The 25,944-nt window shown below is 68.3% G+C and carries 25 protein-coding genes; 9 read left to right on the plus strand and 16 right to left on the minus strand.

The features are described from left to right. Positions 1 to 49: 49 nt before the first annotated feature. The 6 genes from ACVCMB_RS15295 to ACVCMB_RS15320 all read right to left on the minus strand — a co-directional run bounded on the left by ACVCMB_RS15295 (position 50) and on the right by ACVCMB_RS15320 (position 6,653). The gene (locus tag ACVCMB_RS15295) at positions 50 to 1,738 is read right to left on the minus strand and encodes a cbb3-type cytochrome c oxidase subunit I (RefSeq protein ID WP_447105582.1); all 1,689 of its coding nucleotides are present in this window, start codon (positions 1,736 to 1,738) and stop codon (positions 50 to 52) included. After that, complete coding sequence (locus ACVCMB_RS15300; RefSeq protein ID WP_447105583.1) at positions 1,738 to 2,700, minus strand: c-type cytochrome; 963 nt, start codon at positions 2,698 to 2,700, stop codon at positions 1,738 to 1,740. Before ACVCMB_RS15300 ends, ACVCMB_RS15295 begins: the two co-directional genes overlap by 1 nt. Further along, a complete protein-coding gene (locus ACVCMB_RS15305; protein ID WP_447105584.1) occupies positions 2,697 to 2,948 on the minus strand; it encodes a hypothetical protein in 252 nt (83 codons plus the stop codon). Before ACVCMB_RS15305 ends, ACVCMB_RS15300 begins: the two co-directional genes overlap by 4 nt. A gap of 226 nt (positions 2,949 to 3,174) precedes the next feature. Next, a complete protein-coding gene (locus ACVCMB_RS15310; RefSeq protein ID WP_447105585.1) occupies positions 3,175 to 3,726 on the minus strand; it encodes a hypothetical protein in 552 nt (183 codons plus the stop codon). Position 3,727: 1 nt separating this feature from the next. Then, the gene (locus ACVCMB_RS15315; RefSeq protein WP_447105586.1) at positions 3,728 to 5,116 is read right to left on the minus strand and encodes a hypothetical protein; all 1,389 of its coding nucleotides are present in this window, start codon (positions 5,114 to 5,116) and stop codon (positions 3,728 to 3,730) included. A gap of 145 nt (positions 5,117 to 5,261) precedes the next feature. Beyond that, complete coding sequence (locus ACVCMB_RS15320; RefSeq protein WP_447105587.1) at positions 5,262 to 6,653, minus strand: MBL fold metallo-hydrolase; 1,392 nt, start codon at positions 6,651 to 6,653, stop codon at positions 5,262 to 5,264. 163 nt (positions 6,654 to 6,816) lie between these two features. Here ACVCMB_RS15320 and ACVCMB_RS15325 point away from each other — a divergent pair, with 163 nt between their 5' ends. The 6 genes from ACVCMB_RS15325 to ACVCMB_RS15350 all read left to right on the plus strand — a co-directional run bounded on the left by ACVCMB_RS15325 (position 6,817) and on the right by ACVCMB_RS15350 (position 11,713). Next, positions 6,817 to 8,238, plus strand: a complete 1,422-nt coding sequence (locus ACVCMB_RS15325) for a diguanylate cyclase (RefSeq protein WP_447107183.1) — start codon at positions 6,817 to 6,819, stop codon at positions 8,236 to 8,238. Positions 8,239 to 8,304: 66 nt separating this feature from the next. Next, the gene (locus ACVCMB_RS15330; protein WP_056081726.1) at positions 8,305 to 8,577 is read left to right on the plus strand and encodes a PepSY domain-containing protein; all 273 of its coding nucleotides are present in this window, start codon (positions 8,305 to 8,307) and stop codon (positions 8,575 to 8,577) included. A 30-nt stretch (positions 8,578 to 8,607) separates the two neighbouring features. Next, positions 8,608 to 9,204 carry a cytochrome b/b6 domain-containing protein gene (locus tag ACVCMB_RS15335; protein WP_447105588.1) on the plus strand — a complete coding sequence of 199 codons (597 nt, stop codon included), beginning with the start codon at positions 8,608 to 8,610 and terminating at the stop codon, positions 9,202 to 9,204. Between the two features lie 4 nt (positions 9,205 to 9,208). Further along, the gene (locus ACVCMB_RS15340) at positions 9,209 to 9,883 is read left to right on the plus strand and encodes a winged helix-turn-helix domain-containing protein (RefSeq protein WP_447105589.1); all 675 of its coding nucleotides are present in this window, start codon (positions 9,209 to 9,211) and stop codon (positions 9,881 to 9,883) included. Continuing rightward, the gene (locus ACVCMB_RS15345) at positions 9,880 to 11,259 is read left to right on the plus strand and encodes an ATP-binding protein (RefSeq protein ID WP_447105590.1); all 1,380 of its coding nucleotides are present in this window, start codon (positions 9,880 to 9,882) and stop codon (positions 11,257 to 11,259) included. The genes ACVCMB_RS15340 and ACVCMB_RS15345 overlap by 4 nt, the downstream gene beginning before the upstream one ends. Positions 11,260 to 11,290: 31 nt before the next feature. Then, positions 11,291 to 11,713 carry an OsmC family protein gene (locus ACVCMB_RS15350; RefSeq protein WP_395116430.1) on the plus strand — a complete coding sequence of 141 codons (423 nt, stop codon included), beginning with the start codon at positions 11,291 to 11,293 and terminating at the stop codon, positions 11,711 to 11,713. Positions 11,714 to 11,805: 92 nt separating this feature from the next. On the opposite strand, the gene ACVCMB_RS15355 is transcribed toward ACVCMB_RS15350, so the two are convergent. The 5 genes from ACVCMB_RS15355 to ACVCMB_RS15375 form a co-directional block, all read right to left on the minus strand. After that, the gene (locus ACVCMB_RS15355) at positions 11,806 to 13,125 is read right to left on the minus strand and encodes an NRAMP family divalent metal transporter (protein ID WP_447105591.1); all 1,320 of its coding nucleotides are present in this window, start codon (positions 13,123 to 13,125) and stop codon (positions 11,806 to 11,808) included. 196 nt (positions 13,126 to 13,321) lie between these two features. Next, on the minus strand, positions 13,322 to 15,841 hold the full coding sequence (locus tag ACVCMB_RS15360) for a cation-translocating P-type ATPase (RefSeq protein ID WP_447105592.1): 2,520 nt from the start codon (positions 15,839 to 15,841) through the stop codon (positions 13,322 to 13,324). A 22-nt stretch (positions 15,842 to 15,863) separates the two neighbouring features. Continuing rightward, entirely contained in the window at positions 15,864 to 16,301 is a 438-nt protein-coding gene (locus tag ACVCMB_RS15365; RefSeq protein ID WP_447105593.1) for a universal stress protein, read from the minus strand. A gap of 25 nt (positions 16,302 to 16,326) precedes the next feature. Continuing rightward, positions 16,327 to 17,088 carry a glucose 1-dehydrogenase gene (locus tag ACVCMB_RS15370; RefSeq protein ID WP_447105594.1) on the minus strand — a complete coding sequence of 254 codons (762 nt, stop codon included), beginning with the start codon at positions 17,086 to 17,088 and terminating at the stop codon, positions 16,327 to 16,329. 108 nt (positions 17,089 to 17,196) lie between these two features. Further along, on the minus strand, positions 17,197 to 18,315 hold the full coding sequence (locus ACVCMB_RS15375) for a PLP-dependent cysteine synthase family protein (RefSeq protein WP_447105595.1): 1,119 nt from the start codon (positions 18,313 to 18,315) through the stop codon (positions 17,197 to 17,199). Positions 18,316 to 18,556: 241 nt separating this feature from the next. Here ACVCMB_RS15375 and ACVCMB_RS15380 point away from each other — a divergent pair, with 241 nt between their 5' ends. Both ACVCMB_RS15380 and tpx read left to right on the plus strand, forming a co-directional pair. Further along, complete coding sequence (locus ACVCMB_RS15380) at positions 18,557 to 18,994, plus strand: CopD family copper resistance protein (RefSeq protein WP_447105596.1); 438 nt, start codon at positions 18,557 to 18,559, stop codon at positions 18,992 to 18,994. Between the two features lie 25 nt (positions 18,995 to 19,019). Continuing rightward, on the plus strand, positions 19,020 to 19,520 hold the full coding sequence (gene tpx, locus ACVCMB_RS15385; RefSeq protein ID WP_395116444.1) for a thiol peroxidase: 501 nt from the start codon (positions 19,020 to 19,022) through the stop codon (positions 19,518 to 19,520). A gap of 90 nt (positions 19,521 to 19,610) precedes the next feature. On the opposite strand, the gene ACVCMB_RS15390 is transcribed toward tpx, so the two are convergent. Then, positions 19,611 to 20,018, minus strand: a complete 408-nt coding sequence (locus tag ACVCMB_RS15390; RefSeq protein ID WP_447105597.1) for a group III truncated hemoglobin — start codon at positions 20,016 to 20,018, stop codon at positions 19,611 to 19,613. A gap of 88 nt (positions 20,019 to 20,106) precedes the next feature. Then, a complete protein-coding gene (gene azu, locus ACVCMB_RS15395; protein ID WP_395116448.1) occupies positions 20,107 to 20,553 on the minus strand; it encodes an azurin in 447 nt (148 codons plus the stop codon). Between the two features lie 141 nt (positions 20,554 to 20,694). Here azu and fdxA point away from each other — a divergent pair, with 141 nt between their 5' ends. Then, on the plus strand, positions 20,695 to 21,018 hold the full coding sequence (gene fdxA, locus ACVCMB_RS15400; RefSeq protein WP_447107184.1) for a ferredoxin FdxA: 324 nt from the start codon (positions 20,695 to 20,697) through the stop codon (positions 21,016 to 21,018). Positions 21,019 to 21,483: 465 nt separating this feature from the next. Here fdxA and katG read toward each other — a convergent pair whose 3' ends face one another. The 3 genes from katG to ACVCMB_RS15415 form a co-directional block, all read right to left on the minus strand. Next, positions 21,484 to 23,673, minus strand: a complete 2,190-nt coding sequence (katG, locus tag ACVCMB_RS15405; protein ID WP_447105598.1) for a catalase/peroxidase HPI — start codon at positions 23,671 to 23,673, stop codon at positions 21,484 to 21,486. Between the two features lie 219 nt (positions 23,674 to 23,892). Continuing rightward, positions 23,893 to 25,236 carry an Nramp family divalent metal transporter gene (locus ACVCMB_RS15410; protein WP_447105599.1) on the minus strand — a complete coding sequence of 448 codons (1,344 nt, stop codon included), beginning with the start codon at positions 25,234 to 25,236 and terminating at the stop codon, positions 23,893 to 23,895. A gap of 138 nt (positions 25,237 to 25,374) precedes the next feature. Continuing rightward, on the minus strand, positions 25,375 to 25,887 hold the full coding sequence (locus ACVCMB_RS15415; RefSeq protein WP_447105600.1) for a Dps family protein: 513 nt from the start codon (positions 25,885 to 25,887) through the stop codon (positions 25,375 to 25,377). Positions 25,888 to 25,944: the final 57 nt, after the last annotated feature.

Here is a 25,944-nt window from a genome sequence, read left to right on the forward strand (position 1 = left end):
CCCGACGGCCTTCCCCGTTGCTCCTTGCCACCGTTTCCGGTGTCGGCGCTCAGCCCTGCGCCGGCAGTACCCGCAGCAGCGGCGAGATGGCCGGTGCGCTGGCCCGCGCTTCCAGCGAGGCGATGAAGCGCCACACGAACAGCAGGGTGACCAGCAGCAGGCCCGGGTAGCCCACGCCGGCCAGCATGTAGGGCAGGGTGGGGTCGCCCGCCACGCGCACGTGCGGCAGGTTGAAGCTGAGCAGGCCGAGCGTGATGATCGTGCCGAACAGCCACATCAGCAGCAGCCAGATGCCGGCTTCGAATCCGGTCAGTGGCCGCCGCCAGCCGGTGGCCGGATGCGGGGTCGTTTCGGCGTCGACGGCAGCCTGCGGACGCATGCGCCGGCCCAGGGTGAACAGGTCGTACGCCAGCACGCCGGCGCCGGTGCTCAGCACCAGGCCGAACAGCGGCAGCATGACCTTGTAGGTGCCCATCGCGCGGTTGACGTCGCCGCCGAACCAGTCAAGCCCCAGGATGCGATAGACATAGACCTGCACCGTGCCGCCGATGGCGAACGCGAACGCCATGCCCAGCACGCCGGTGAACACCAGCCAGAAACCGAGCTTGCCCAGGCGCGGATCGAACTGCGGCACCTTGCGCAGGATCGGCGTGGCGTAATACGCCGCGGCGATGCCGAGCATGCCGAAGGTGCCGAACAGCGCCAGGTGCGCGTGCCCGGCGGTGACCCAGGTGCCGTGCGACCACACGTTGGTCAGCGCGAAGGTCATCACGAAGCCGAGGATGCCCGCGCCGACCAGCTCCAGCACGGTCGAGCCGAGCAGGAAGTAGAACGCCGGCGCGTTCTCCAGCGGGCGCTTGTTGGTGTGCGCGTCCAGGTAGATGTGCCAGAAGCAGAACACCAGCGGCAGCGGCTCCAGCGCGCTGAACAGCGAGCCCCAGAATTGCCAGAACTCCGGCGTGCCGATCCAGAAGTAGTGGTGCGCGTTGCCGATCAGTCCGGACAGCCACACCAGCGCGATGCCCCAGAACACCGCGAAGCCCACCGACTTCACGTCGGCCTTGAACATCAGCACCAGGAAGTAGCCGATCAGGCTGATGTGGATCACCTCCCACACGCCTTCCACCCAGTAGTGCACCACGAACCAGCGGAAGTATTCCTGCAGGTCCAGCCGCGCCACGTAGAACAGGCCGAACACCCACACCACCGCCAGCGCGCCGACGCCCAGGCCCAGGCCCCAGTGCACCTCGTTCCATTCGCGCACGCGCGGGAACGTGCGCAGCACCACGAAGGCCAGGATCAGGAAGCCGACCAGGATCAGCAGGCCGGCGATGCGCCCGGCTTCCAGATACTCAAGCCCCTGCTGCAGCCACGGTTGCCCCAGCCACCAGCCGGCGATGCCGCGCTCGGCCAGGAACTGGGTGAAGAAGTTCCAGACCACGATGCCGATGACCGCGTAGAACAGGAACTTGACCAGCCACGGCGCCACCAGCTCGCGCTTCGCCAGCAGTGGCGCCACGAACAGGATCGCGCCGATGAAGCCGCACACGATCCACATGATGCCCAGGTTGAGATGCTCGGCGCGGGCGACGTTGAAGTTGAGCCAGCCTTGCAGGATGGTCGGGTCGACCTGCTGCGCGGCCAGGATCATGCCGTAGATCACCTGCACCACGAACAGCACCAGCATCAGCATGAAAAAGCGCAGGCTCAGGCGTTGGGTCTGGTATTCGGTCTGCATCACTGCTTCTCCAGCGTGTGGAGGTAGGCCACGATGGCGTTGACTTCTTCGGTCTTGAGCAGGGTGTCGTAGGCCGGCATCACGCCCGGCGGATAACCGGCCACGATCTTCGCGTTTGGCTGGCGGATCGATTCGGCCAGGTAGGCATCGTCGGCGCTGACCTTGCCGCCGTCGGCCAGGCTCACGCTGGACTCATACAGGCCGCCCCAGCCTGGTCCCACCAGCTTCTTGTCGTCGCTGGCATGGCAGGCCACGCAGCCGTAATCCTTGACCAGTTGCGCGCCCAATGCGGCCGGATCGCTTGCCACCGGCGTTGTCGCCGCAGCCACCGCAGGCACGACCTGCGCCAGCGCGATTGGGCCGTGCGCCAATTGCAGGCGGCGGTCCAGCGTGCCGGCCTCGACCTTTGGTGGCCAGCCCTCGGTGTTCATCGCCGAGGTGTACTTGAGGTAGGCGATCAGCTGGCCGATCTCGTCCTTGCTCAGTGGCAGGTTCGGCATCAGCGTGGTGCCGCCGCCGCGTCGCTGGATGCGGGCCGCCGCACCGGGATATTTCTGCAGGTAGGCGTCGATGGTGTCGGTGCCGGTGTCGGCGTGCTGGTTCGGATCAAGCAGCTGGGCGCGCACCGCCGCCTCGGTCGGCCAGCCGCCGGCCGAGGGCAGGAACGCCGCCAGCCACGCCGGTCCGGCGTGCTTGTACACCTCGGTGAGGTCCGGCCCCAGATAGGCGCCGTTGCCGACCATGGTGTGGCAGCCCATGCAGTTGTAGGCCTGGAACACGCGCTTGCCGTCGTTGGCCTGGTACGGGCCGAAGCTCACCGTGTCGGGGGTGGCCTGCCCGCGCGAGGGCAGGAAGGAGAACACCGACAAGGCGATGAAGATCAGCGCCATGAGGCCCAGCAAAACCAGCGCGGCGCGGCGCCGCGGTTTTTCGCAACTGCTGTCACCCGATCCGCAGCTCATGGCCGGCTCCCCTTGTCGTCGACGGAAGGCGGCGTGGCCTGGGTGTCGTGCAGGAACAGGATGCGCAGGCTGCCGATGAACATGCAGAACACCCACACCGCCAGCACGAAGCCGACGGCGAAGTAGATCCACCACGCGAGGTGCGATTCGGGCCAGTACTCGAAATCGCGCCAGAAAGGCCAGGACAGCCAGAACGCCGCCACGCAGGCCAGCACCGAAAGCGTCAGATCCGAAATCCGCTGCGACATGCGACTCTCCCCTACGGTTCGAAGCTTGCCGGGAAGCCTCGGAAACCGCGCGTCCCTCCCCCGAGGAATCCGCGTCAGTCGCGTCGACTATAGGGATGGCGGCAGGCGGCGCTTCTGATCCAGGTCAAGCGGATGTGCACTTTCGACACGCACGGCACGAGCGGCGGACTTCACTACGGCGGGACGACGCTGCCGCCTCGCCGGTGACGGGCGGCTGCGGGCTCTTTCAGTGGCCCGGCTGGGTGACTGGCTGCAGGATCCGTCGACGCACGCGCTGTTCCTCGGCCGGGGTGATCAGGCCTTCGTCCAGCAGCTCCTGCAGCACCTCGAGCTGGCGCAGCCGTCGTTGCGGCACGGATGGCACCGGGGCCGGCGGCAGCGTCGCCGGGGCTGCCGGCGGCGCGGGCGCCCGGCTGGCCGCGGGCGTCGACGCCGACGCGATGCAGTCCAGGCGCAGGTGCAGGTCCTGCTTGAGGTCGTCCAGCGTCACCCGATGGGTCAACGGCTCGCAGCCGGCGTGGCGCAGGGTGATCATGCCGTAGCGTTCGGCGCGGGCGTCCGGGTAGCTGTTCGGGTAGATGTCGCGCTCGGTGATCGTCAGCGGCGTGACGCCGGCCTTGCCGCCGATCAGCTCGACCGCCGCGCCCGACGGCGTCGATTCGACGCGAAGGGTGCCCACCTGCAACGCCTGCGCCTGCGCGTTGCCGGCGGCGGCCAGCACCAGCATCAGCACCGCGAGGTGCACGGATGACCGCGTGGGGAAGCGACGGGAGCGCACGTCAGAACGCCGTGTCGAAGCCGAACAGGATGTAGTTCTCGCTGCTCAGGTGGCCGGTGAAGTAGGGGCCGGTGGGCCGGGTTCGGTTCTGGAAATCGACGTTGAGCTCGATGATGCCCTTGACGTTGCGCATGAAGTAATACGACGCGGTCAGGCTCAGGCTGTTGATGTCGATGCCTTCGAAGATGGTGTTGGTATGCGCCAGGTCGCCGGCGCTGGCGCGGTTGTACAGCGCGGAGAACGCCCAGCGGTCATCGGGGATCCAGTCCACGCCGGCGAAGCCGCCGCTCCAGCGGTAGTTGCGCGTCGGGTCGGCATCGAGGAAGCCGTCCCAGTCGTTCCACAGGTATTGCGTGTACCAGTGGGTGTTGGCGCCGATGTCGCCGGACGCGTCCAGGCCGACGACGCGCTTGTCGGTGTTGCGCCGGCTCTTGTCCATGCCGGCCGGACCGGCGGCGCCGCGCTGCTTGCCCGCGGCGCCGAAGACGCCCACCGCCACCGGGCCGATGTCGGTGCCGATGTGGGCGAAGGTGGTCTTGGAACTGTCGCTGTCGAACATCCGGTCCGGCCGCGAATAGCCGGTGCCGTTGATCTTGAAATTGTCGGTGATGCCGTTGCCGTTGGTGAAGCCGAGGTCGATCCCGAAGCGTCCGATGTCGCGGTCGAACAGCACGCCGCGATCGTAGGTGACGCCGGCCATGCGGTAGACCATGTAATCCTGGAACGGCAGGCGGATCTCGCGCGGGAACATCGAGTCGGACAGCGAGAACTGGCCGAGCATCATGCCGATGCCGCTGCCGAAGATGTCGGCATGGCGGAACCAGGCGTCCTCCACCAGGATTTCGCCGTTGCCGCCCTTCTCCCCCATGATCGCGTAGAAGTAATAGGTGATGTTCTTGCTCAGCGGCGCGCTGGACAGCAGCTTGAGCAGGTACGGCGACTGGAAGTCGGTCGCGGCGGATTGGCGGGCGCCGCTGATCGGGTCGATCGCCTGGCCCTGGCGGCCCTGCAGATAGGCCTGGGCGCGGATGGCAAGCGGCACGTGGTCGGGCAGCCCGAGCCGATCGTCGTTGAGCTGGGCGGAGGTTTCCATCCAGTTCGGCAGACGCATGTTGTTCTTGGCGAAGATCTCGCCGAACTTGTTGAGGCGCGGGAAGGCGGAGTGGCAGGCGACGCAGCTGAGGCTGTAGCGGCGCGCGAACTCGGGCATGGCCGAGGCATTCTGCGTTGGCAGGATCGCCAGCCACGCACCCAGCAGCAGCCACGGCACGGCGCGCCACAGGGACCGGGTCGCACGCGCGCGCTCGGTGCCGCTGCCGGGCGACGGGAGCACCATGGCATGGAGGTCGTGGCGCGCAGGGAAGCACGGAAGATGGATCCGCTTCATCATGATTTGCTCTCGACGTGAGACGGCCGCCTTCCCTTGGGGCGACAGGCGGCGGACCCAGTCTGCGCACCTGCGGCCAGCGTCTCTTTGACCAGCGTCAACTGCGCGGCGTGTCGTGTTTCGTTCGGTTGTCCGGCCGCCGGCGGCTTCAGTCGAGCTTGATCGGCTCGTGCAGGCCAGGCAGCTGGCAGGCGATGCCGCGCCCGGCCAGCACCTCCTGCATCACGCGCATGCCGCGGCCGTATTCGCCGTGTACCAGGAATACCTTGCGCCGCGGCGCGTCGCCCAGCCAGGCCAGCAGCGAGGGCCGGTCGGCGTGCGCGGAGAAGCCGTTGATGGTCCACACCTGCGCGCGTACCGGGATCTCCTCGTTGAACACGCGCACGCTGGGCGCCCCGTCGATGATCCGCCGCGCCAGCGTGCCTTCCGCCGCATAGCCGACGAACACCACGCTGCAGCGCTCGCGCCACAGGTTGTGCTTGAGGTGGTGGCGCACGCGACCACCGTTGCACATGCCCGAGCCGGCCAGGATGATCGCGCCGCCGTCGACGTTGTTGATCGCCATCGACTCGGCCGTCTCGCGGGTGAAGTGCAGGCCGGGCATGGCGAACGGGTCGCCGTGCCGCAGCTCGGCGAGGAAGCCGTCGTCGAAGCATTCCGGGTGGCGACGGAAGATTTCGGTGGCGGAGATCGCCATCGGCGAATCCAGGAACACCCGCACGTGCGGCGGGATCGCGCCGTCGGCGATGCCGCGGTGCAGGTAGTAGAGAATTTCCTGGGTGCGCTCCAGCGCAAAGGTGGGGATCACCACGTTGCCGCGCCGGTTCACCGTGTCGCGGATGGCCTGGTACATCTCGTCCACCGAGTCCGGCACCGAGCGGTGCGGACGGTCGCCGTAGGTGCTTTCCATCACCACGTAGTCGGCTGGTGGGGCGGGCGTCGGGTCGCGCAGCAGCGGGCGACCCGGGTTGCCGAGGTCGCCGGAAAACAGCATGCGCCGTTGCTTCTCGCCGTCGTCGATCTGCAGCAGGATCGAGGCCGAGCCGAGGATGTGGCCGGCATCGAGAAAGCGGGCGCGGATGCCATCGGTGACCTGCACGGTTTCGTCGTAGCCGACATCCGGGCCGAAGAAGTCCAGCGCGTGCAGCGCGTCGTCCAGGGTGTACAGCGGCGGCGCCACCGTCTCGCCGCGTCGGTTGTTGCGTTGCGCGCGGCGCGCGTCCTCTTCCTGCAGGCCGGCGGAATCGAGCATCACCACCCGCGCCAGTTCGCGGGTGGCGGCGGTGGTGACGATGCGGCCGCGAAAGCCCCGGCACACCAGCAGCGGAATCCGCCCGCAATGGTCCAGGTGCGCGTGGGTCAGCAGCAGCACGTCGATGCTGGCCGGGTCGAAGCCGAACGGTTCGGCATTGGCCCGCTCGACCTCTTCGCTGCCCTGGAACATGCCGCAGTCGATCAGCACGCGGCGATCGTTGCAGGTGATCAGGTGGCAGGAGCCGGTGACCTGCTTGGCGGCACCGTGGCAGCTGTAAATGAACATCATTTCCTCGACGGCGCAGGCGGCTGGCGCAGACTCTGGCAGGACGCGCCGGTCGCCGGCTTGATCGTCGTCAAGTCGGGGCACCGGCCGACTGTGCCATGGTGGGCCTGGTGCCGTCGTACTGCCGAAACCACGGCAGGCTCGCCGGAGCATGAGGGTGGCGATGATCACCGTGCCGTTCCATCACGATCTCGGCGCCGTGCGCGGGTTCCTGCGTTTCTCGCGTGCAGCTGCGTTGCTGGACTGCGCGACGGCGCTGGTCGTGCTCGCCGGCTGGTGGTCGCAGCGTCCGCTGCTGACCACGATGTGGCCGGGACAGCCGGCGATGAGCGCGACTGCGGCGGTCGGATTCGTGTTGTGCGGAGGCTCGCTGCTGCTCAGCCACCATCCGGTGCCGTCGTGGTCCGGCATGGGCCGCTGGCTGTCGTTGGGCGTGCTGGCGCTCGGCGCGGCGACGCTGGCGGAGCATCTGTGGCTGGTTGACTTGCGCATTGATCGCCTGCTTGGCGAGCTGTCGGCCTACGACTCCGGACGCTGGCCCGGGCGCATGGCCGAACCGGTTGCGGCGGGCTTCGTGCTGCTCGGTGCGCTGGGCCTGCTGCCGGCGCGACGCTGGCCGCGCCTGCGCGACGCGCTGGCCCTGGTCGCGTTGGTCATCGCGATGAGCGGGCTGGCCTCCTATGGCATTGCGCTGGCCGGCAAGGGCGCCACGCCGTTCGGGCGCATGCCGCTGCACTCCACTTTGTTGCTGCTGCTGGCGACGCTCGGCTGGCTGTGCGCCTCGCCCACGCTCGGGCTGACCCGCGTGGCCACCGCCGACACGCTGGGCGGCGCCTTGGCGCGGCGGCTGCTGCTGCCGGCCTTGCTGCTGCCGGCGGTGTTCGCGTTCGTGTTCGAGTTGCTGCAGTCCTGGCTGGGCCTGCCCGAAGCGCTGGCCTTCGTGTTCGTGGCCCTGTTCAGCGGCGGCGCGGTGGCCGGGCTGGTGTGGTGGGTGGCCAACCTGTTCGACAAGCTGGAACGCCAGCGCCGCGAAAGCATCGCGTTGCGCAACGATGCCGGCACCGACATCCTCACCGGGCTGCCCAACCGGCGCGCGCTCGACGAGGCGCTGGCCGGCCTGCTGCGCGGGCAGCGCGAGCACGACACGACGTTCTCGCTGCTGATGCTCGATCTGGACCGCTTCAAGACCTTCAACGACGACTTCGGCCACCTGGCCGGCGACCAGGTGCTGCGCATCACCGGCCACCTGCTGCGCGCGGCGCTGCGCCCGGCGGACATGGCCGCGCGCTACGGCGGCGAGGAGTTCGTGCTGCTGTTGCCGGGTACCGACTTGAGCGGCGCCGGCGAAGTGGCGGCGCGCCTGCTCGACGCATTCCGCGGTTTCGCCTGGCCGCGGTGCACGGTCACGGTGAGCATCGGCATGGCGCAGGCGGTCCCCGGCGATGCCGCGGAGGACCTGATCCGGCGCGCCGACGGCTCGCTGTACGACGCCAAGCGCGGGGGACGCGACCGTGCGGTGGCGGCGATCGCGCCGCCCGAGGTGTTGCGCCCGGGAGCCTTCCCGCGCGCCGTTTCGGGTTCTTAAGACCCACATAAGCCGTCCCGGTTGCAATGCCGTCCAAGGCAATCCTGCCGATACCGGAGACGCACCATGAAACGCATCGTCATCGCCCCGTTGTTCCTCGCCGCCGCCGTCCTGTCGGCGTCCGCCTTCGCCGCACCGCAATGCACCAGCGCACCGCGTGCGCAGTGGCTGACCGAAGCGGCGATGAAGCAGAAGGTGCTCGACCAGGGCTACACCATCAAGGTGTTCCAGGTCTCGGGCAATTGTTACGAGATCTACGGCAAGGACAAGGCCGGCAAGAACGTGGAGATCTACTTCGACCCCACCGACGGCCGCATCGTCAAGAAGAAGGGCGGTTGATCGTCACCTGACCCCTAGCGAGGACAAGCCATGAACGCGATGGTCAAAGTGTGGGACCCGCTGGTCCGCCTGTTTCACTGGTCGCTGGCGGGCTTGTTCCTCGCCAACTTTTTCACCGAGGACGGCGAGCTGGTCCACCGCGGGATCGGCTACGCCGTGCTGGCCCTGCTCGCGGTGCGTTTCGTGTGGGGCTGGGTCGGCACGCGGCACGCGCGCTTCGCCGACTGGGTGCCCGGCCCGCGCCGGCTGCGCGATTACCTGCGCGAGCGCCTGGCCGGGCGCTCGCGGCGGCAGCTCGGGCACAATCCGGCGGCCGCCGTGATGATCCTGGCCCTGCTCGTTGGCGTGCTGCTGGTCGGCGTCACCGGCTGGCTGCAGACCACCGACCGATTCTTCGGTGAGGGCTGGCTGGAGGAGCTGCACGAAGCGCTGGCCTACGGCGTGCTGGGACTGGTCGTGCTGCACGTGCTGGCCGCGGTGGGCGAGAGCGTGCATTACGGCGAGAACCTGGTCGCCGCCATGATCCACGGCCGCAAGCGCGCGCTGGGGCAGGATGCCGCAGCCGGCGAAAAGACGGCGCCAATTGCTGCAAGTCAAGTGAGCGGCCCGATCGCGCGACAAGAATGAGGCCATGCGCATCCTGCTAGCCGAAGACGACCGGGCACTGGGGCAGGCGCTGGCCGACGGCCTGCGCCAGCTCGGCTATGCGGTGGACTGGATCACCGACGGCAACCAGGCCGCCGCGGCGCTGGCCGACACGAGCTACGCCGCGGCGGTGCTGGACTGGAACCTGCCGCGCAGCAGCGGCCCGGCGATCATCGCCGGCATGCGCCGCCGCCAGGACGCCACCCCGGTGCTGCTGCTGACCGCGCGCGACGAACTGGCCGACCGCGTCGCCGGGCTGGATGCCGGCGCCGACGATTACGTGGTCAAGCCGGTGCATCTGGACGAACTGGCCGCCCGCCTGCGCGCCTTGCTGCGGCGGGCCGACGGCCAGGTCGAGCCGGCGATCCGCGTGGGCGCGCTGGAAGTCACCCCGGCCGCGCGCAGCGCCACGCTTGCCGACGCGCCGCTGGAGCTGACCGCCCGCGAGTACGCGTTGCTGGAAATGCTGGTGCGCCATCCCGGGCGGGCGTATTCCCGCGAGCAACTGGAAGACGCGCTGTACGGCTGGGACCGCGAAGTGGCCAGCAACGCGGTGGAAGTGCACATCCATCACCTGCGCCACAAGCTGGGACCGGGCTGGATTCGAACCCTGCGCGGCATCGGCTATGCCATCAACCCGCCCGGCGGGGTCGCCGCGTGATCCGCCCCTCGCTCAACCGGCGGCTGGTGCTGCGGCTGCTGGCCGGCATCGTGCTGGTGTGGTGCGCCGCCGCCGGCTGGTTGGCCTGGCGCAGCCTGCACGAGGTCGATGAGATCTTCGACCAGATGCTGGTGCGCACCGCCGCCAGCGTGTTTGCGGTGATGCCCGACGACGTCGCCCGCGTCGGCGCGGTGCGCCTGCCGGACAAGCCGCTGCTCGACTCGGACGACACCGCCCAGCGCCCGGCCATCGTGCTGCGCGATGCGCGCGGCGAACTGCTGGTCGAGAGCGCCGAGCTGCCGCTGCTGCGTTTCGATCCGGGCGACGCGCATTTCCATTCGGTCGTGCACGACGACCGACGCTGGCGGGTATTCCAGCGCTGGGATGCGCAGCATCGGTACTGGGTCCAGGTCGGCGCGCCGCTGGACGAGCGCGACGAGCTGCTGCGCAAGCTGCTGGCGCCGGCGCTGCTGGCCTTGCTCGCGCTGCTGGTGCTGGTGCCGCCGATCGTGTTCGCCGGTTTGCGCAGCGGGCTGAAACCGCTGCGCCAGCTGGCGCGCGGCCTGTCCGCCGGCGCCGATCCGGGCGCCGCCTCGCTCACCGACGCGCGGGTGCCGATCGAGCTGGCGCCCTTCACCGAGGCGATCGACAAGCTGGTCGATCGCCTGCGGCTCAGCCTGGAACACGAACGCCGCTTCACCGCGGACGCCGCGCACGAACTGCGCCACCCGCTGGCGGCGCTGCGGCTGGAGCTGGACCTGGCCGGGCGCGGCGACGATGTGCCCGCGCGCACGCAGCACCTGCAGCGCGCGCAGGAGGCGCTGGACCGCATGCAGCGACTGGTGGCCCAGCTCCTGATGCTGGCGCGGGTCGAGAAACTGGCCGAGCTGGACGACGCCGGCCCGCTGCGTCTGGCGAGCGTGGCCGAAGCGGCCTTGCGTGACGCCAGCGAGCGCGCGGCGGCGCGTTCCATCGAGCTGTCGCTGGACCACGACGGCAACGACTTCGTGCTGGGCAGCCGCAGCCTGCTCGACATCCTGGTGCAGAACCTGCTCGACAACGCGCTGCGCCACGCGCCCGAGCACGGCCAGGTGAACGTGCGCGTCGGCGGCCGCGACGAGCAGGTGACGCTGGAGGTGAACGACAACGGCGGCGGCTTCGCGGACGCCGCCGTGGCACGACTGGGCGAGCGTTTCCACCGCCCCGAAGGCAGCATCGGCGAGGGCAGCGGCCTGGGGCTGTCGATCGCCTGGGCGATCGCCCGCCTGCACCACGGCGAGCTGGCCTTCGGCCGCTCCGCGCTGGGCGGCGCGCAGGTCAGTTTCAGCCTGCCGCGCGTGGCAACCGACGCGGCGCATGCGCCCGGCTACGTTTGACCCATCGGCCGTCTCATTCCGGAGAACTCCCATGACCGAACCCGCTGGCAAGCTGAGCTTCCACGTCATTGCCCATCGTCTCGATGCCCACGGCAGCGTCGCCCGCTGCAAGAGCGCCGAGCTGTCGCTGGACACGGCTCTGTCCGGTCGCCTCGATGCGTTCAATCCCGCCGAACTGCTGCTGGCCGCCCTGTCGGCCTGCATGATCAAGAGCATCGAGCGGGTCACGCCGATACTGAAGTTCCAGTGGCGCGGGGTCGAGGTGCGCGTGCACGGCGTGCGCCAGGAGGTGCCGCCACGGCTGGAATCGATCGACTACGAGATCCTGGTGGACAGCGACGAGAGCGAGCAGCGGCTGGCCCTGCTGCACGACAACGTGCGCAAGTTCGGCACGGTGTTCAACACGGTCGCGCCGGGCACCCGCCTTTCCGGTGTGCTGCGGCGCGCGGGCTGACCCAGGACCGATCTTCGACGTGCGGTCCGGAAGCGCCTTCGCGGCACCGTCGCGACCAGTGCCAACTGGCAATCTTCCTTCGCGACGCGCCTTCATTTCCCCCAGGTGACGAACATCACCACGGCCGCCGTCGCCATGGCTGCGGTAGCCAACCAGCCGAAAATCCTGAGCGGCCACGGCATGGTGAATTTGCCCATGACCTTGCGCCGCGAGCCCATCAGCATCATCACGACCATCAACGGCACGGCGGTCACGCCGTTGATCACCGCGCTCCAGTACAAGGCCTTGATCGGGTCCAGCGGCGTCAGGTTCAGCGCGATGCCGGCCAGGCTGGCGACGATCAGCACGCCGTAGAAAAACCTGGCGTTTTGCGGCTTGTACTCCAGCCCGCTGCGCTGGCCGAACGCGCCGGCGGCGGCATAGGCGGTGGCGCCGGCCAGCACCGGTACGGCGAGCAGGCCGGTGCCGATGATGCCGGCGGCAAACAGCGCGAATGCCATGTCGCCGGCCAGCGGTCGCAGTGCCGCGGCCGCTTCGGCCGAGGTCTGGATGTCGACCTTGCCATGCGCGTGCAGCACGACCGCGGCGGCAAGAATGATGAAGAAGGAGATCATGTTGGAGAAGATCATGCCGACCGTGGTGTCGATGCCGATGCGACGCAGGGCGCTCGGTGCCTGCTTCGGCGCGCGGCGCAAGGGCTTGCGGCGCTTGCTCGACTCCATTTCCTCGACCTCTTGTGCTGCCTGCCAGCAGAACAGATAGGGGCTGATGGTGGTGCCGAGCAGCGCGACCAGGCCTACGGCGTACGACGCGTTCCACGTGATGGGCGGCAGCACCAGGCTCTTGAGCACGGCCAGCCACGGCACGTCGATCACCAGCACGGTGGCCACGTAGGCAAACAGGCTGAGGGTGAGCAGCTTGAGGATCGGGGCATAGCGGGTGAACGGGATGAACACCTGCAGCACCAGCGACAACAGGGCGAAACCTGCGGCATAGATCAGCGCCGGCCCGCCAATGAGCAGTTTCAGCGCGGCACCCATCGCGCCGATGTCGGCCGCCAGGTTGATCACGTTGGCGATCACCAGCGAGGCGGTCAGCGCGTAGACCAGCGGATGCGGGTAGTACTTGCGCATGCCGTCCATCAGGCCGTGGCCGGTGACGCGGCCGATGCCGGCGCTGACCGCTTGTATCGCGATCATCAACGGCATGGTCACCAGGATGCACCACAGCATGCCGTAACCGAACGCGGCGCCTACCTGCGAGTAGGTGGCAATGCCGCTGGGGTCGTCGTCTGCCGCACCCGTGACCAGGCCCGCACTCAGATTGGCCCACAGCGGTTTTTCGGTGCCGCCGTCCTCGGTGTTCCTGCGGCCGGATGGCACCGTGGCCGTGCCGGCGGGCGTCTTCTTCATGCGTGGCTTCCGGTGAGCCAGCGGGGCGTTGGGGGTGGCTGATCGCGCAGGCCGACGACGTACTGTACGCGTGTATCGATGGCCGATGGGGGTTCGGGAAACCCGCATGCGGGTGGTGCCACCGAGGGTCGCCTCGGCGCCCGTGAGGTCACGGCAGGAGCGCCGTGGGAGGCGTCGCCTGCTGCCGTGTCGCGGGTCAGCGCGGCACGCGCGCGCTGGTGCGCATCGAGCGACGCAGCAGTTCCAGCCAGGCGACGGCGGCGGCCAGCATCCCGGCGACGGTGAGCAGCATCGCTGCGTTCGGTATCGCCAACCCCATCACGTCGCGGAAGAACGGCACGCCGATCACGATCGCCAGCATCAGCGCCACGCCGCCGAACATGCGCACCAGCCAGGGATTCTTCGCCGGTGTGCGGACCAGTGCCGGGCGGGACGCGTCGCGGTTGGCCAGGGTCAGCAGGAACAGGCCCAGCACCAGCGCGATGAACACCGCGCCGCGGCTTTGCGCGGCGTCGAGGCCCTGGCCGAGCAGCGCGCCGTAGCCGAGCAGCAGGATGCCGGCGAAGCCGAGTCCCTGGATCACCGCGTAGCGCAGGTTGGCAACGGCGAACGGGGAGTCCGACGGTGCGCGCGGCGGTCGTCGCATGATGTCGTCGGCGGCGGGCTCGGCCTCGTACACCACCGAGCAGGCCGGGTCGATCAGCAGTTCCAGCAGCACGATGTGCACCGGCATCAGCAACACCGGCCAGTGCAGCAGGGTCGGCACCAGCGCCAGCGCGATGATCGGCATGTGCACGGCGAACACGAAGCGGGTGGCCTTGGTGATGTTGTCGTAGATGCGCCGGCCCTGGCGGATCGCGCCGACGATGCTGGCGAAGCTGTCGTCCAGCAGCACCAGCGCGGCCGCCTCGCGCGCCACGTCGGTGCCGCGCTCGCCCATCGCGATGCCGACGTCGGCGGCCTTCAGCGCGGGCGCGTCGTTGACGCCGTCGCCGGTCATCGCCACCACCTCGCCGCCTTCGCGCAGCAGCTGCACCAGGCGCAGTTTCTGCTCCGGCTTGAGCCGCGCGCACAGGTCGACGCGATGCAGGCGTTCGCGCAACGCGGCGTCGTCCAGTGCAGCCATTTCCACGCCGGTGACGACCTCGGCGCGCTCGCTCAAGCCCACCTCGCGCGCGATCGCCCGCGCGGTGGCCGGGTGGTCGCCGGTCATCATGATGATGCGGATGCCGGCGCTGCGGCATTCGGCGATCGCCGCCGGCACTTCCGGCCGTGGCGGGTCGACGAAGCCGAGCAGGCCGAGGAAGCGGAAATCGAAGTCGTGCTGGCTTTGCGGCCACGCTTCGCCGTGCCACTCGCCGCGGGCCACGCCGAGCACGCGCAGGCCGCGCTCGGCCATCCCCTCGACCTGGTGCAGGATGGCCGCCGCGTCAGTGGCGGCCAGATGGCACAGGTCGATCACCGCTTCCGGCGCGCCCTTGGTCGCCAGCAGGTGCGTGCCGCGCGCGTCGCCGCGGAACACATGAGTCATCGCCAGGATCTCCGGCGACAGCGCGTACTCGAATTCCGGCGCCCACTCGGCGTGCACGTGCTCGGTATCGGTGAGCCAGTGCAGCCCGAACTGCTGGATCGCCTTCTCCATCGGGTCGAACGGGTCGGCCGGCGTCGCCAGCATGGCGAACTCGACCAGCGCATGAAACGGCTCGGGCAGCTCGTGCGCGTCCTGGTCGTGCGTGCTGCCGTCGACCAGGCGCAGTTCGGCGACCTGCATGCGGTTCTGGGTCAGCGTGCCGGTCTTGTCCACCGCCAGCACCGAGATCGCGCCCAGCGCTTCCACCGCGGGCACGCGGCGCGTCAGCACCTTGTGCCTGGAGAACCGCCACGCGCCCAGCGCCAGGAACACGGTGAGGATCACCGGGATCTCTTCCGGCAGGATCGCCATGGTCAGCGCGATGCCGGCGAGCACGCTCTGGAGCAGGCCGTGGCCGTCCCACAGCCAGCCGAGCAACGCGTACGCCGCGGCCAGCAGCAGGCCGCCGACGGTGAGGTTGCGGATCAGCCGGCGCGAGGCCTGTTGCAGGCCGGACACCGGTTCGACGGTGTCGGCCAGCGCCTGACCGATGCGGCCGACTGCGGTGGCACTGGCGATGGCGCGGACCTCGGCGACGCCGACGCCCTTGGTCGCCACGGTGCTGGCGAACAGCTGGCCGGTATCCTCGCCGGGGAGCTTGGTGACCGGCACCGCCTCGCCGGTGAGCAGCGATTCGTTGACGTCGAGATGGCCGTCCAGCAGCACCGCGTCGGCGGCGATGCGATCGCCCTCGTGCAGCACCAGCAAGTCGCCTACCACCACTTCGCGGCCGGGAATGCGCTTTTCCTCGCCGCCGCGGATCACCAGCGCGCGCGGCGCGGACAGCTCGCGCAACGACTCCAGCGCCCGCTGGGTCTTGCGCTCCTGCGCCAGCGTGATGCCGATCACCACGAACACGAACGACAGCAGGAACGCCGCCTCGGCGCGGTCGCCCAACGCCAGATACAGGCCGCCGGCAACCAGCAGCATCAGGAACATCGGCTCGGTCAGCACGCCGCCGACGATCGCGAGCATGCTCCTGGGGGCGCTGCCCGGCAGCAGGTTCGGGCCGTGTGCCGCCAATCGGCGCGCCGCCTCGGCCGGGTCGAGGCCGCTGCGGGCGGGCGGCGCTGTCTTCCCGTTCACGCCGCGGCCCGCCGGCCGTTGCTCAACGGCAAACCAGCACCGGCACGTCGCCGTTCAAGATCACCTTGTGCGTCTCGCTGCCCAGCAACAGCCGGTCGAAGCCGCGCCAGCCGTGCGAGGCCATCACGATCAGGTCGCACTGCTGCTTGCGCGCGGCGCCGACGATGGCCGAGTAGGGACGCGCATCGATTTCGTGGCTGCCTTCGCAGGCAACGCCGGCGGCTTTCGCGCGCTGGCGCACGTCGGCCAGGTAGCGTTCGGCATTGGCGATGGCTTCGCGGGTGTAGCCCGGTTCGTTGGCCACGACGAACTCGGCGAAGTAGACCGAGGCAGGGAACGGCGCGATGACGTGGAACGCGTACACGCGAGCGCCCAGCCTGGCGGCCAGTTCGATGCCGGTGTCGACCGCGCGCAGCGACAGCTCGGAGCCGTCGGTGGGCAGCAAAATGTGCTTGAACATGGTGGATTCCTCCAGCGGGGGATGGTCAGCGGCAGGTGTAGCCGCCATCGATGACCAGCTCGCTGCCGGTCACGAATTTCGCTTCCTCGGACGCGAGATAGACTACGCCCCAGGCGATGTCGTCGGGCTCGCCCATGTGGCCCAGCGGGTGCAGTGCGCCGACCTCGCGCCGGTGCGCGGCGGGGTCGCCGCCCATCGAGGCGATATGCTGTTCCACCATCGGCGTCCAGATGAAACCGGGGTGGATCGAGTTGACGCGGATGCGATCGGGCGCATACAGCACCGCGTCGGTCTTGCTCATCAGCCGCACCGCACCTTTGGACGCGTGGTAGGGCGGTGAATCCGGCGCGCCGACCAGGCCGTAGATCGACGACAGGTTGATGATGCTGCCGCCGCCGGCCGCGCGCAGCGGCGCGATCGCGTGCTTGATGCAGAAGAACACGCCCTTCACGTTGATCGCCTGCACCCGGTCCCACTCGGCTTCGGTGATTTCGTGGGTCGGCTTGTTCGCGCCGGCGATGCCGGCGTTGTTGACCAGGACGTCCAGACGTCCAAACGCGGCGACCGTGCCGGCTATCGCCGCGGCCACCTCGGCCTCTACCGCCACGTCGGCGTGGAAATAGCGCGCGCCCTCGCCGAGTTCCGCGGCCAGCTGCTGGCCCGGTCCGTCGTGCATGTCGACCAGCGCCACTTTCGCGCCGGCTTCCAGCAGCCGGCGCGCGCAGGCGGCGCCGATGCCCACGGCGGCGCCGGTCACCAGTGCCACCTTGCCGCTCAGTCTGCCCATCGCCGTGTCTCCCGTGAAATATGGAAGCCAGCATGGGCCGGCTGCGGGTGGCCGGTGTTGACCATGGTCAAATCGGCCCGGCGGTGCCTGCGGCGGATTGGCGCGGCGTCAGGCGGAGGCTGCCCGGCGCAGCGGTGCGCAGCCGGTCTCGATGCTGTGGCGCAGCGACGCTTCGCTGTGCGAGCGGTCGATGCCATGCGCGGTCAACCAGTGCGGGTCGAACAGGGTTTCGGCGTAGCGCTCGCCGCGATCGCACAGGAGGCTGACGATGCTGCCGCGCTGGCCTTCGGCGCGCATCGTGGCCGCCAGGGTCAGGCAGGCGACGAAGTTGGTGCCCGAGGAGCCGCCGTAGCGATGCCCGAACAGCTCGCCGAGCAGCCACGCGCCGGCGATGGAGGCTTCGTCCGGCACGCCGATCACGTGGTCCACCACTTCGAACACGAAGCCCGGCTCGACCCGCGGCCGGCCGATGCCTTCGATCAGGGTGGGGCGGCTGGCCACGGCGCTGCGGTCGTTGTTTTGCCAGCCGCACACGAAACCGCTGCCGACGGGGTCGGCGATGCACAGCCGGGTGTGCAGGCGGCGATAGCGCAGGTAGCGGCCGATGGTGGCCGAGGTGCCGCCGGTGCCGGCACCGCAGACGATCCAGTGCGGCTCGGGCGAGCGCTCACGGGCGAGCTGGCCAATGATCGACTCGGCGATGTTGTTGTTGCCGCGCCAGTCGGTGGCGCGCTCGGCCAGGCCGAACTGATCCAGGTGACAGGCGCCGCGCGCCGCGTGCTCGGCGGCGCGCGCATGCACCTTGGCGGGGTCGTCCACCAGGTCGACCTCGCCGCCCAGCGCCTGCACGTCGCGGATTTTCCCCGGCGCGGTGCACGCCGGCATCACCGCGACGAAACGCAGGCCGAGCAGGCGCGCGAACCAGGCCTCGGAGATCGCGGTGCTGCCGGAGGAGGCATCGACCACGGTCTGGTCCGGGCCGAGCCGGCCGTTGCACAACGCGTACAGGTACAGCGAGCGCGCCAGCCGGTGCTTGAGGCTGCCGCTGGGATGGCTCGCCTCGTCCTTGAAGTAGAAGTCGATGCCGTGGAAGCCGGGGAAGTTGAGTTTCAGCAGGTGCGTATCGGCCGAGCGCGCGGCTTCCTGGGCCAGGCACTCGAGCGCTTCGTGGACCCAACGCCGCCCGGCGTGGCGCAACGGATGGATGAGGGGGGCGACACTGTTCACGCGGAGCCTCGACTTGCCACGGGTGGCGAAAGAACGCGAATGCCGGCAATCGGCAGGGGACATGCTCGCGGCGGCGCGCGGCGGCGGCCCTGATGCAGGTCAACCGCGATGGCGGCGACGCGGGGCGGATTGTCACAGACCGTGCAGCGGCTGCGCCGCCGGTACCGGTTGATGCAGGTCATGGCCGGCGCCGCTTGGGCGGCGGATGCTGGGCGTTGGTTTTTTCTCATGGCCAACGCGCATGCTTGCCTGGTATCCGTGGATCGTTCTGCTGCACCTGGCCTGCGCCATCGTGTTCGTCGGTGCGGTGGCGTTCGAGGTGATCGTGGTGGAGTCGCTGCACAAGCACTTCGACATCGTCACCATGCAGCGCATCGAGCAGGCGGTGATGGCGCGGGTGCGGCGCTACATGCCGGTGGTGGTAGTGCTGCTGTTCGCCAGCGGCTTCATGCTGTTCGACATCCGCTGCGACGGCTTTGCCTGCATCGGCTCGCGCTTCGGCAACTGGCTGCTGCTCAAGGTGGTACTGGCGTTTGGCGTACTGGGCGTGTTCGTCAACGCGATGTGGGCGATGCGCCACGGCAAAATGGACGTCTGCCGGTTCAAGCACACCCACCGCATCGTGCTGGCGCTGATGGTCGGCATCGTGTTTCTGGCCAAGACCATGTTCTACTTGTAGCCTTTCACAAAGCAGGAGTCGCACCATGTCCACAGTTACCCTCCACGGCAAGCCGGTTCGCGTCGACGGCAGCTTTCCCGCGGTCGGCGCGGCCGCACCGGCGTTTTCGCTGGTGGCGGGCGACCTTTCCGACGCCGGGCTGTCGCGTTTCGCCGGCAAGCGCAAGGTGCTCAACATCTTCCCCAGCGTCGACACGCCGACCTGCGCGGCCTCGGTGCGCCACTTCAACGAGGCCGCGGGCAAGCTCGACAACACCGTGGTGCTGTGCATTTCCGCCGACCTGCCGTTTGCGCAGAAGCGGTTTTGCGGCGCGGAAGGGCTGGACCAGGTGGTCAACCTGTCGATGATGCGCGGCCGCGCATTCCTCGCCGATTACGGCGTGGCGATCGCCGACGGCCCGCTGGCCGGCCTTGCCGCCCGGGCAGTGGTGGTGCTGGACGAGCACGACAAGGTGCTGCACACCGAGCTGGTGGGCGAGATCGGCGACGAGCCGGATTACGCCGCCGCGCTGAAAGCGCTGGGCTGAGCAGAGCCTTCGATTGCCCCGTGCGCGCAGGGCGGGCAATGCCCGCCCTGCGCTACTGCAATGGCCTTGCGCGAATCGGGGTGTGGCCGATCAGCGATGGATACCGATCACAGGCACGCCGAACGGCTTCGCTTCGGGGTGCAGGCCCAGGCCGTACTTCAGGCTGCGGCCGATGCGCTGGGCGTACTCCAGCATGTGCTCGGCGTGGACCGGATCGAGTTCCTCGCCGCAGGTTTCACGCCACAGTGCCAGCCAGCGATCGAAATGCTCGGCGCGGATCGGGTGCGGGCGGTGTGCTGCCATCGGGTTGCCGCGATAGCTGCCCGCACGCAGCGCCACCGAACACCAGAACGAGGTCAGCAGGCGCTTGTGCTCGTCCCAGTCGTGCACGGCTGCATTGAACACCGGGCCGATCTCCGGATCGCGCCGCACCTTCTCGTAGAAGTGGTCGACCAGCGTGGCGATGGCGGTTTCGTTGAAGGGCTCGGCTGGGTTCATGTCGGGGCAGGGTGCACGAAACGGACGCGTGACGCAGAAAAGGCGCACCCGGCCATCTCGGCCGGGCGCGCTGCCGTTGCGGCAAAGCTTACTTGCCGAGGCTCAGCGTGCCCTTCATCAGGGCGGCATGGCCGGGGAAGGTGCAGAAGAACGCGTACTGCTCGCCGGCCTTGAGCTTGGCCACGTTGATCGTGGCGGTGTCGCTCTCGCCGGCGCCGATCAGCTTGGTGTGGGCGATGATGCGGCTGTCACCGGGCTTCTCGTAGCTGTTGGCCGCGCCGGCCTTCATGCCGTCGGCGACCACGCCGGCTTCATCCGAGGCGTGCGACAGCACCCAGTTGTGGCCCATCGCGGTGACCGGCAGCTTGCCGGTGTGCTTGAGCGTGACCTTGAAGGTCTTGCAGGTACTCGGCACGGTGATGGTCTTCTTGTTGAACTGCATCGCATCGCTGCCCTCGATGGTGGTGGCGCACTCGGCAGCCATCAACGGAGTGGAGAGCAGCCCGAGCAGGGCAACGGCAATCAGTTTGCGCATGGTGTCGCTCCTTGGGGAAGATGAGGAATCGGAAGGATTCTGCGTGGGCGGCGACCGTGGCACACTGATCTGGATCATGGTCACGGCAGCAGTTGCCGCGGACACTGTAGTTACCGCGGCGAGGCTGCGGAAGGAGGCATGATGACGCACGTCGTCACCGACAACTGCATCAACTGCAAGCACACCGACTGCGTCGAGGTGTGCCCGGTCGACTGCTTCCATGCCGGCCCGAATTTCCTGGTGATCGATCCGGACGAGTGCATCGACTGCACCTTGTGCGTGGAGGAGTGTCCGGTGGGCGCGATCTTCCCCGAGCTGGACGTACCGGCCGGGCAGGAGATCTTCATGTCGATCAACGCCGAACTGGCGCAGGAGTGGCCGGTGCTGACCAGCAAGATCGCCGCGATGGAAGACGCCGCGAAGTGGGATGGCGTGCCGAACAAGCGTCCCTTGCTCGAGCGCTGAGGCGACCGAGGTCGAGGATTGGTCGGGCACCGGCCAGGCATCAAGGAAGGGTGTCCGGATTCAAGTGTTGGTTCCGGGGTGGGTTGGTGCCGTGCTCTTCGTTATGAAAACCGGATTGAAATGTGGGATGGCGGCGCACCGTGCTGACTTGAAAACTGGATTTCGCTGTGGGGGAAGCCGTTGAATGATCTGCTCGGCTTGGAGAAGTTGTGCGCGATGCGCGTGCACGAAAGCGAAGGGGAATGCGCAATCGAGGCTGAGCGGACGGCTGTAGTACCCGCTTGTTCTAACTAAGGCCGATTCTGGGTCGCCTGTACAGACACGACGCGCGAACGCAGTCGTTCCAAAGTACCCCGATGCGTGAGATGCCGATTCCTACAGAGCAAATCGCCGTGGCGCCTTGCGGTGCCTTGGCGATCAAGGGATGCCACGGGGCGTGAACCCCGTGGCATTGCCGGAACAGCCCTACGCGAGTTCGAAGCGGTCCGCGTTCATCACCTTGTTCCAAGCCGCGACGAAGTCCTCGACGAACTTGCCGTGCGCATCGTCCTGCCCGTAGACCTCCGCGATCGCACGCAACTGCGAGTTCGAGCCGAACACCAGATCCGCACGGCTGGCAGTCCACTTGACCTTGCCGGTCTTGCGGTCGCGGACTTCGAATGCTTCCTTGGCGTCCGAGATGGGCTCCCACTCGTTGTTCATGTCGAGCAGGTTGACGAAGAAATCGTTCGTCAGCGACCCGACGCGATTGGTGAACACGCCGTGCTCGCTGCCGCCGTAATTGGCGCCCAGCACCCGCAATCCACCAACCAGCACCGTCATTTCCGGCGCGGACAGGTTCAGAAGCTGCGCCTTGTCGACCAGGAAGGCTTCAGTGGCGATCTCCTTGAACTTGTCGCTGCGGTAGTTGCGGAAGCCGTCGGCGATCGGTTCGAGCGCGGCGAAGGACTCGACATCGGTCTGTTCCTGCGTTGCATCCATGCGGCCCGGTGTGAACGGTACCTCCAGCGGGTGGCCGGCGTCCTTCGCGGCTTTCTCGACGGCCGCGCAACCGCCCAGCACGATCAAGTCGGCAAATGATACCTGCTTGCCGGCGGGCGCCATCTTGTTGAAGTCCGCCCTGATGCCTTCCAACGTCTGCAACACCTTCGCCAGTTGCCCCGGCTGGTTGACCTCCCAGTCTCGTTGCGGCGCAAGACGGATGCGCGCACCATTGGCACCGCCGCGCTTGTCCGAACCACGGAAGGTCGAGGCCGCGGACCAGGCGGTGTACACCAGTTCCCGCACCGACAGATCCGACCCCAGCAGCCGCTTCTTGATCGCACTGATTTCGTGGTCGCCGATCAGCTTGTGGTTGACCTTGGGAATCGGGTCCTGCCAGATCAGGTCTTCGGCCGGCACTTCCGGGCCGATGTAGCGCGCCTTCGGTCCCATATCGCGGTGGGTGAGCTTGAACCAGCCGCGGGCAAAGGCATCGGCGAACTCTTCCGGATGCTTGTGGAAGTGACGCGAGATCTTCTCGTACTCGGGGTCGTAGCGCAGCGCCATGTCGGCGTCGGTCATCATGATCGGCACCTTCTTGGAGGCGTTGTGTGCGGCAGGCGCCATGTTGCTGTTGGTGTTCTCTTTCGGCACCCACTGCTTGGCGCCGGCGGGGCTCTTGGCCTGCACCCATTCGTTGCCGAACAGCACATCGAAGTAGCTCATGTCCCATGTGACTGGCGTGGGCGTCCACGAGCCTTCGAGGCCGCTGCCGATCGCATCATCGCCCTTGCCGCTGCGGAAGCTGCTCTGCCAGCCGAGGCCCTGGGCCTCGATGCCCGCCGCTTCCGGCGCGGGCCCGACGTGCGTTGCACTGCCGGCGCCATGGGCTTTGCCGAAGGTGTGTCCGCCGGCGGTGATCGCCACGGTTTCATAGTCATTCATCGCCATGCGCGCGAAGGTTTCGCGCACTTCCTTGGCGGTCTGGATGGGGTCCTGATTGCCGCCCGGGCCCTCGGGATTCACGTAGATCAGACCCATCTGCACGGCCGCAAGCGGATTCTCCAGGTCGTTGCGACTGTTGCGCTTGTCGTCCATCCATTCCTTTTCAGAGCCCCAGTACACCGACTCGTCGGGCTCGTACACATCGGCGCGCCCGCCGCCGAAGCCAAAGGTCTTGAAGCCCATCGTCTCCAGGCCGCAGTTGCCGGCCAGCACGATCAGGTCGGCCCACGACAGCTGGTTGCCGTACTTCTTTTTGATCGGCCAGAGCAGGCGGCGCGCACGATCCAGCAGGACGTTGTCCGGCCAACTGTTCAGCGGCGCGAAGCGCTGCTGGGCCATGCCGGCGCCGCCACGGCCATCGCCGGTGCGGTAGGTGCCCGCCGCATGCCAGGCCATGCGCAGGAACAGCGGGCCGTAGTTGCCGTAGTCGGCCGGCCACCAGTCCTGCGATTCGGTCATCAGCGCATGGAGGTCCTTCTTCAGGGCCTTGTAGTCGATCTTCCTGAAGGCTTCGGCGTAGTTGAACGACGGCGCCATCGGGCTGGTTGCCGGCGCGTACTGGTGCAGGATCTTGAGGTTCAGTTGATTGGGCCACCATTCGCGGTTGGACTTCACTTCACTCGCCGCGGCGGTGGGTTGGGCAAACGGACATTTCGGTTGGGCGGACATCGGCTTTTTTCCTCGGATCAGGGGTTGTCCCTTGCGGGAACCCCACTGTGCGCGCCCCGGCCTGATATTCCCAAGACATTGTCTGTATGAATTTGATAACCTCGCCTTATGACCACAAACCGATCAACGACGCCGCGGCGACGGGCTGGCGCCAAGCGTTGCCCAGTGCCGACATGCCTCCACTTTTCCAGGTCGCACGGATAGCGCCGGCGGGCCACCCTACATGGCGAAGCCGGGGATCGGCACGCCGGCTGCACCGAGCAGGAGCACGCCGTTCAGCCCCAGCACGATGGCGGCGCCGGCCGCGGCGGTGAGCCGCAGTGGCCAGCCGATCGCGAACTCGCCCATCACCGCGCGGCGTGAGGCAAACCACAGCAGCGCCAACATCGGCACCGGCAGGGCCACCGACAGCACCACCTGACTCAGCACCAGTGCGCGTGTGGCATCGACGCCCCAGGCGACGACGGCAAACGCCGGCAGCATCGTCACCGCGCGGCGCAGCCAGATCGGGATGCGCCGGTGCACGAAGCCCTGCATGATGAGCTGCCCGGCCATCGTTCCGACCACCGAGCTGGAAATGCCCGATGCGATCAGGGACACCAGGAACGCGCCGGCCGCAAGACTGCCCAGCAGCGGCGTGAGCGAGTGATAGGCGGCCTCGATCCGGTCCACGTCGGGGTGGCCGAGATGGAAGGCCGCGGCGGCCATGATCACCATCGCCATGTTGACCATCCCGGCGACGCCAAGCGCGCCTACCACTTCGAGGTTGGAATAGCGCAGCAGCTTGCGCTTCTCGGCCGGCGTCGCATGCGGCACGCGTTCGGCCGCGAGGCCGGAATGCAGAAACAGCGCGTGCGGCATGATGGTCGCGCCGATGATGCCGACCGCGATCACCAGGGCGCCGAGATCGGCCAGCTTCGGCGTCACCATCCCCCGGCCCGCCGCCGCCCAGTCGACCGGCGCGATGAACACCTCGAGCAGATAGCACAGGCTGATGACGACGACGAAGCTGCCGATCATCCTCTCCATCGGCCGAAAGCCGCGGCTGCCGAGCACCAGGAGGAGGTAGGTGACGATCGCCGTCACCAGCATGGCCCAGACCAGCGGCAGCCCGGACAGCAGCGCGAAGCCCAGCGCGCCGCCGAGAAACTCGGCGAGGTCGGTCGCCATCGCCGCGACTTCGGAGATCAGCCACATGGCCCAGACCAGCCGGCGCGGCAGCCGGTCGCGGCTCACCTCGGCCAGGTTCTTGCCGGTGGCGATGCCCAGCCGCGCCGACAGCGCCTGGAACAGCATCGCGATCAGATTGGCGGCGATGACGACCCACAGCAGGCTGAAACCGTAACGCGCGCCGGCCTGGATGTTGGTCGCATAGTTGCCCGGGTCGAGGTAGGCAATCGAGGCGATCACCGCCGGGCCGAGAAACAGCAGCCGCGAGCGCAGCCCGCCGCGACCGGCGAGCGCGCTGCGGATGCGCGCCGAGGTGCGGGCGTTCGACGCCGTGTCCGGCGCGGCGGCGGCCGGCGCGAAAGCGCCGCGGATCGCATGTTCCAGCGCGGTCATGGTTCAAGGCCCGGCAAGGCTTGCACCCGTCCCGCGCGCGTCACGCGTGATCGGAATAGCCCGGATCTTGCACCCGGATCCACACGCCGCCGCGCAACCACGAGCCGGCCTTGGCGTGCGTGTCTGGCCCGCACGGCATCACTTCTCCAGCAGCGCGCGCAGCATCCATGCCGTCTTTTCGTGCGCCGCGAGGCGCTGGGTCAGCAGGTCGGCCGTGGCCTCGTCGCCCGCCTGGTCGGCGCGCGGAAAAAGTTCGCGCGCGGTGCGCGCCACCGACTCGTGGCCTTCAACCAGGATGCGCACCATGTCGAGCGCTTTCGGCGGTTCGGCGGGCACGTCGGGCAGTGACGACAGTTTGCTGAAGTCCGCATAGGACCCGGGCGCCACATGGCCCAGCGCGCGGATGCGTTCGGCGATCTGGTCGACCGTCGCCCAAAGCTCGGTGTACTGCGCCATGAACATCTCGTGCAGGGTGTTGAACATCGGGCCGGTGACGTTCCAGTGGAAGTTGTGGGTGGTCAGGTACAGTGTGTAGGTGTCGGCCAACAGGCGCGACAGGCCTTCGGCGATGGCGGCACGCTGGACCTCGCCGATGCCCATGTCGATGCGCGGCGCAGCGCCGATGGCCGAGGGTTTGAGATGAGCGGACATGATGTTTCCTCCTCTTTCGCGCCTCCACTGTGCGCGCCCTGGGCTGATATTCCCAAG

Source organism: Rhodanobacter sp. UC4443_H10, assembly GCF_052978325.1.

Excerpts from the sequence above, each read along its gene's own strand:
- ACVCMB_RS15295 (WP_447105582.1), bottom strand. The coding sequence starts at position 1,738 with ATGCAGACCGAATACCAGACCCAACGCCTGAGCCTGCGCTTTTTCATG.
- ACVCMB_RS15300 (WP_447105583.1), bottom strand. The coding sequence starts at position 2,700 with ATGAGCTGCGGATCGGGTGACAGCAGTTGCGAAAAACCGCGGCGCCGC.
- ACVCMB_RS15305 (WP_447105584.1), bottom strand. The coding sequence starts at position 2,948 with ATGTCGCAGCGGATTTCGGATCTGACGCTTTCGGTGCTGGCCTGCGTG.
- ACVCMB_RS15315 (WP_447105586.1), bottom strand. The coding sequence starts at position 5,116 with ATGATGAAGCGGATCCATCTTCCGTGCTTCCCTGCGCGCCACGACCTC.
- ACVCMB_RS15320 (WP_447105587.1), bottom strand. The coding sequence starts at position 6,653 with ATGTTCATTTACAGCTGCCACGGTGCCGCCAAGCAGGTCACCGGCTCC.
- ACVCMB_RS15325 (WP_447107183.1), top strand. The coding sequence starts at position 6,817 with ATGATCACCGTGCCGTTCCATCACGATCTCGGCGCCGTGCGCGGGTTC.
- ACVCMB_RS15330 (WP_056081726.1), top strand. The coding sequence starts at position 8,305 with ATGAAACGCATCGTCATCGCCCCGTTGTTCCTCGCCGCCGCCGTCCTG.
- ACVCMB_RS15335 (WP_447105588.1), top strand. The coding sequence starts at position 8,608 with ATGAACGCGATGGTCAAAGTGTGGGACCCGCTGGTCCGCCTGTTTCAC.
- ACVCMB_RS15340 (WP_447105589.1), top strand. The coding sequence starts at position 9,209 with ATGCGCATCCTGCTAGCCGAAGACGACCGGGCACTGGGGCAGGCGCTG.
- ACVCMB_RS15350 (WP_395116430.1), top strand. The coding sequence starts at position 11,291 with ATGACCGAACCCGCTGGCAAGCTGAGCTTCCACGTCATTGCCCATCGT.
- ACVCMB_RS15355 (WP_447105591.1), bottom strand. The coding sequence starts at position 13,125 with ATGAAGAAGACGCCCGCCGGCACGGCCACGGTGCCATCCGGCCGCAGG.
- ACVCMB_RS15365 (WP_447105593.1), bottom strand. The coding sequence starts at position 16,301 with ATGTTCAAGCACATTTTGCTGCCCACCGACGGCTCCGAGCTGTCGCTG.
- ACVCMB_RS15370 (WP_447105594.1), bottom strand. The coding sequence starts at position 17,088 with ATGGGCAGACTGAGCGGCAAGGTGGCACTGGTGACCGGCGCCGCCGTG.
- ACVCMB_RS15380 (WP_447105596.1), top strand. The coding sequence starts at position 18,557 with ATGCTTGCCTGGTATCCGTGGATCGTTCTGCTGCACCTGGCCTGCGCC.
- tpx (WP_395116444.1), top strand. The coding sequence starts at position 19,020 with ATGTCCACAGTTACCCTCCACGGCAAGCCGGTTCGCGTCGACGGCAGC.
- ACVCMB_RS15390 (WP_447105597.1), bottom strand. The coding sequence starts at position 20,018 with ATGAACCCAGCCGAGCCCTTCAACGAAACCGCCATCGCCACGCTGGTC.
- azu (WP_395116448.1), bottom strand. The coding sequence starts at position 20,553 with ATGCGCAAACTGATTGCCGTTGCCCTGCTCGGGCTGCTCTCCACTCCG.
- fdxA (WP_447107184.1), top strand. The coding sequence starts at position 20,695 with ATGACGCACGTCGTCACCGACAACTGCATCAACTGCAAGCACACCGAC.
- katG (WP_447105598.1), bottom strand. The coding sequence starts at position 23,673 with ATGTCCGCCCAACCGAAATGTCCGTTTGCCCAACCCACCGCCGCGGCG.
- ACVCMB_RS15410 (WP_447105599.1), bottom strand. The coding sequence starts at position 25,236 with ATGACCGCGCTGGAACATGCGATCCGCGGCGCTTTCGCGCCGGCCGCC.
- ACVCMB_RS15415 (WP_447105600.1), bottom strand. The coding sequence starts at position 25,887 with ATGTCCGCTCATCTCAAACCCTCGGCCATCGGCGCTGCGCCGCGCATC.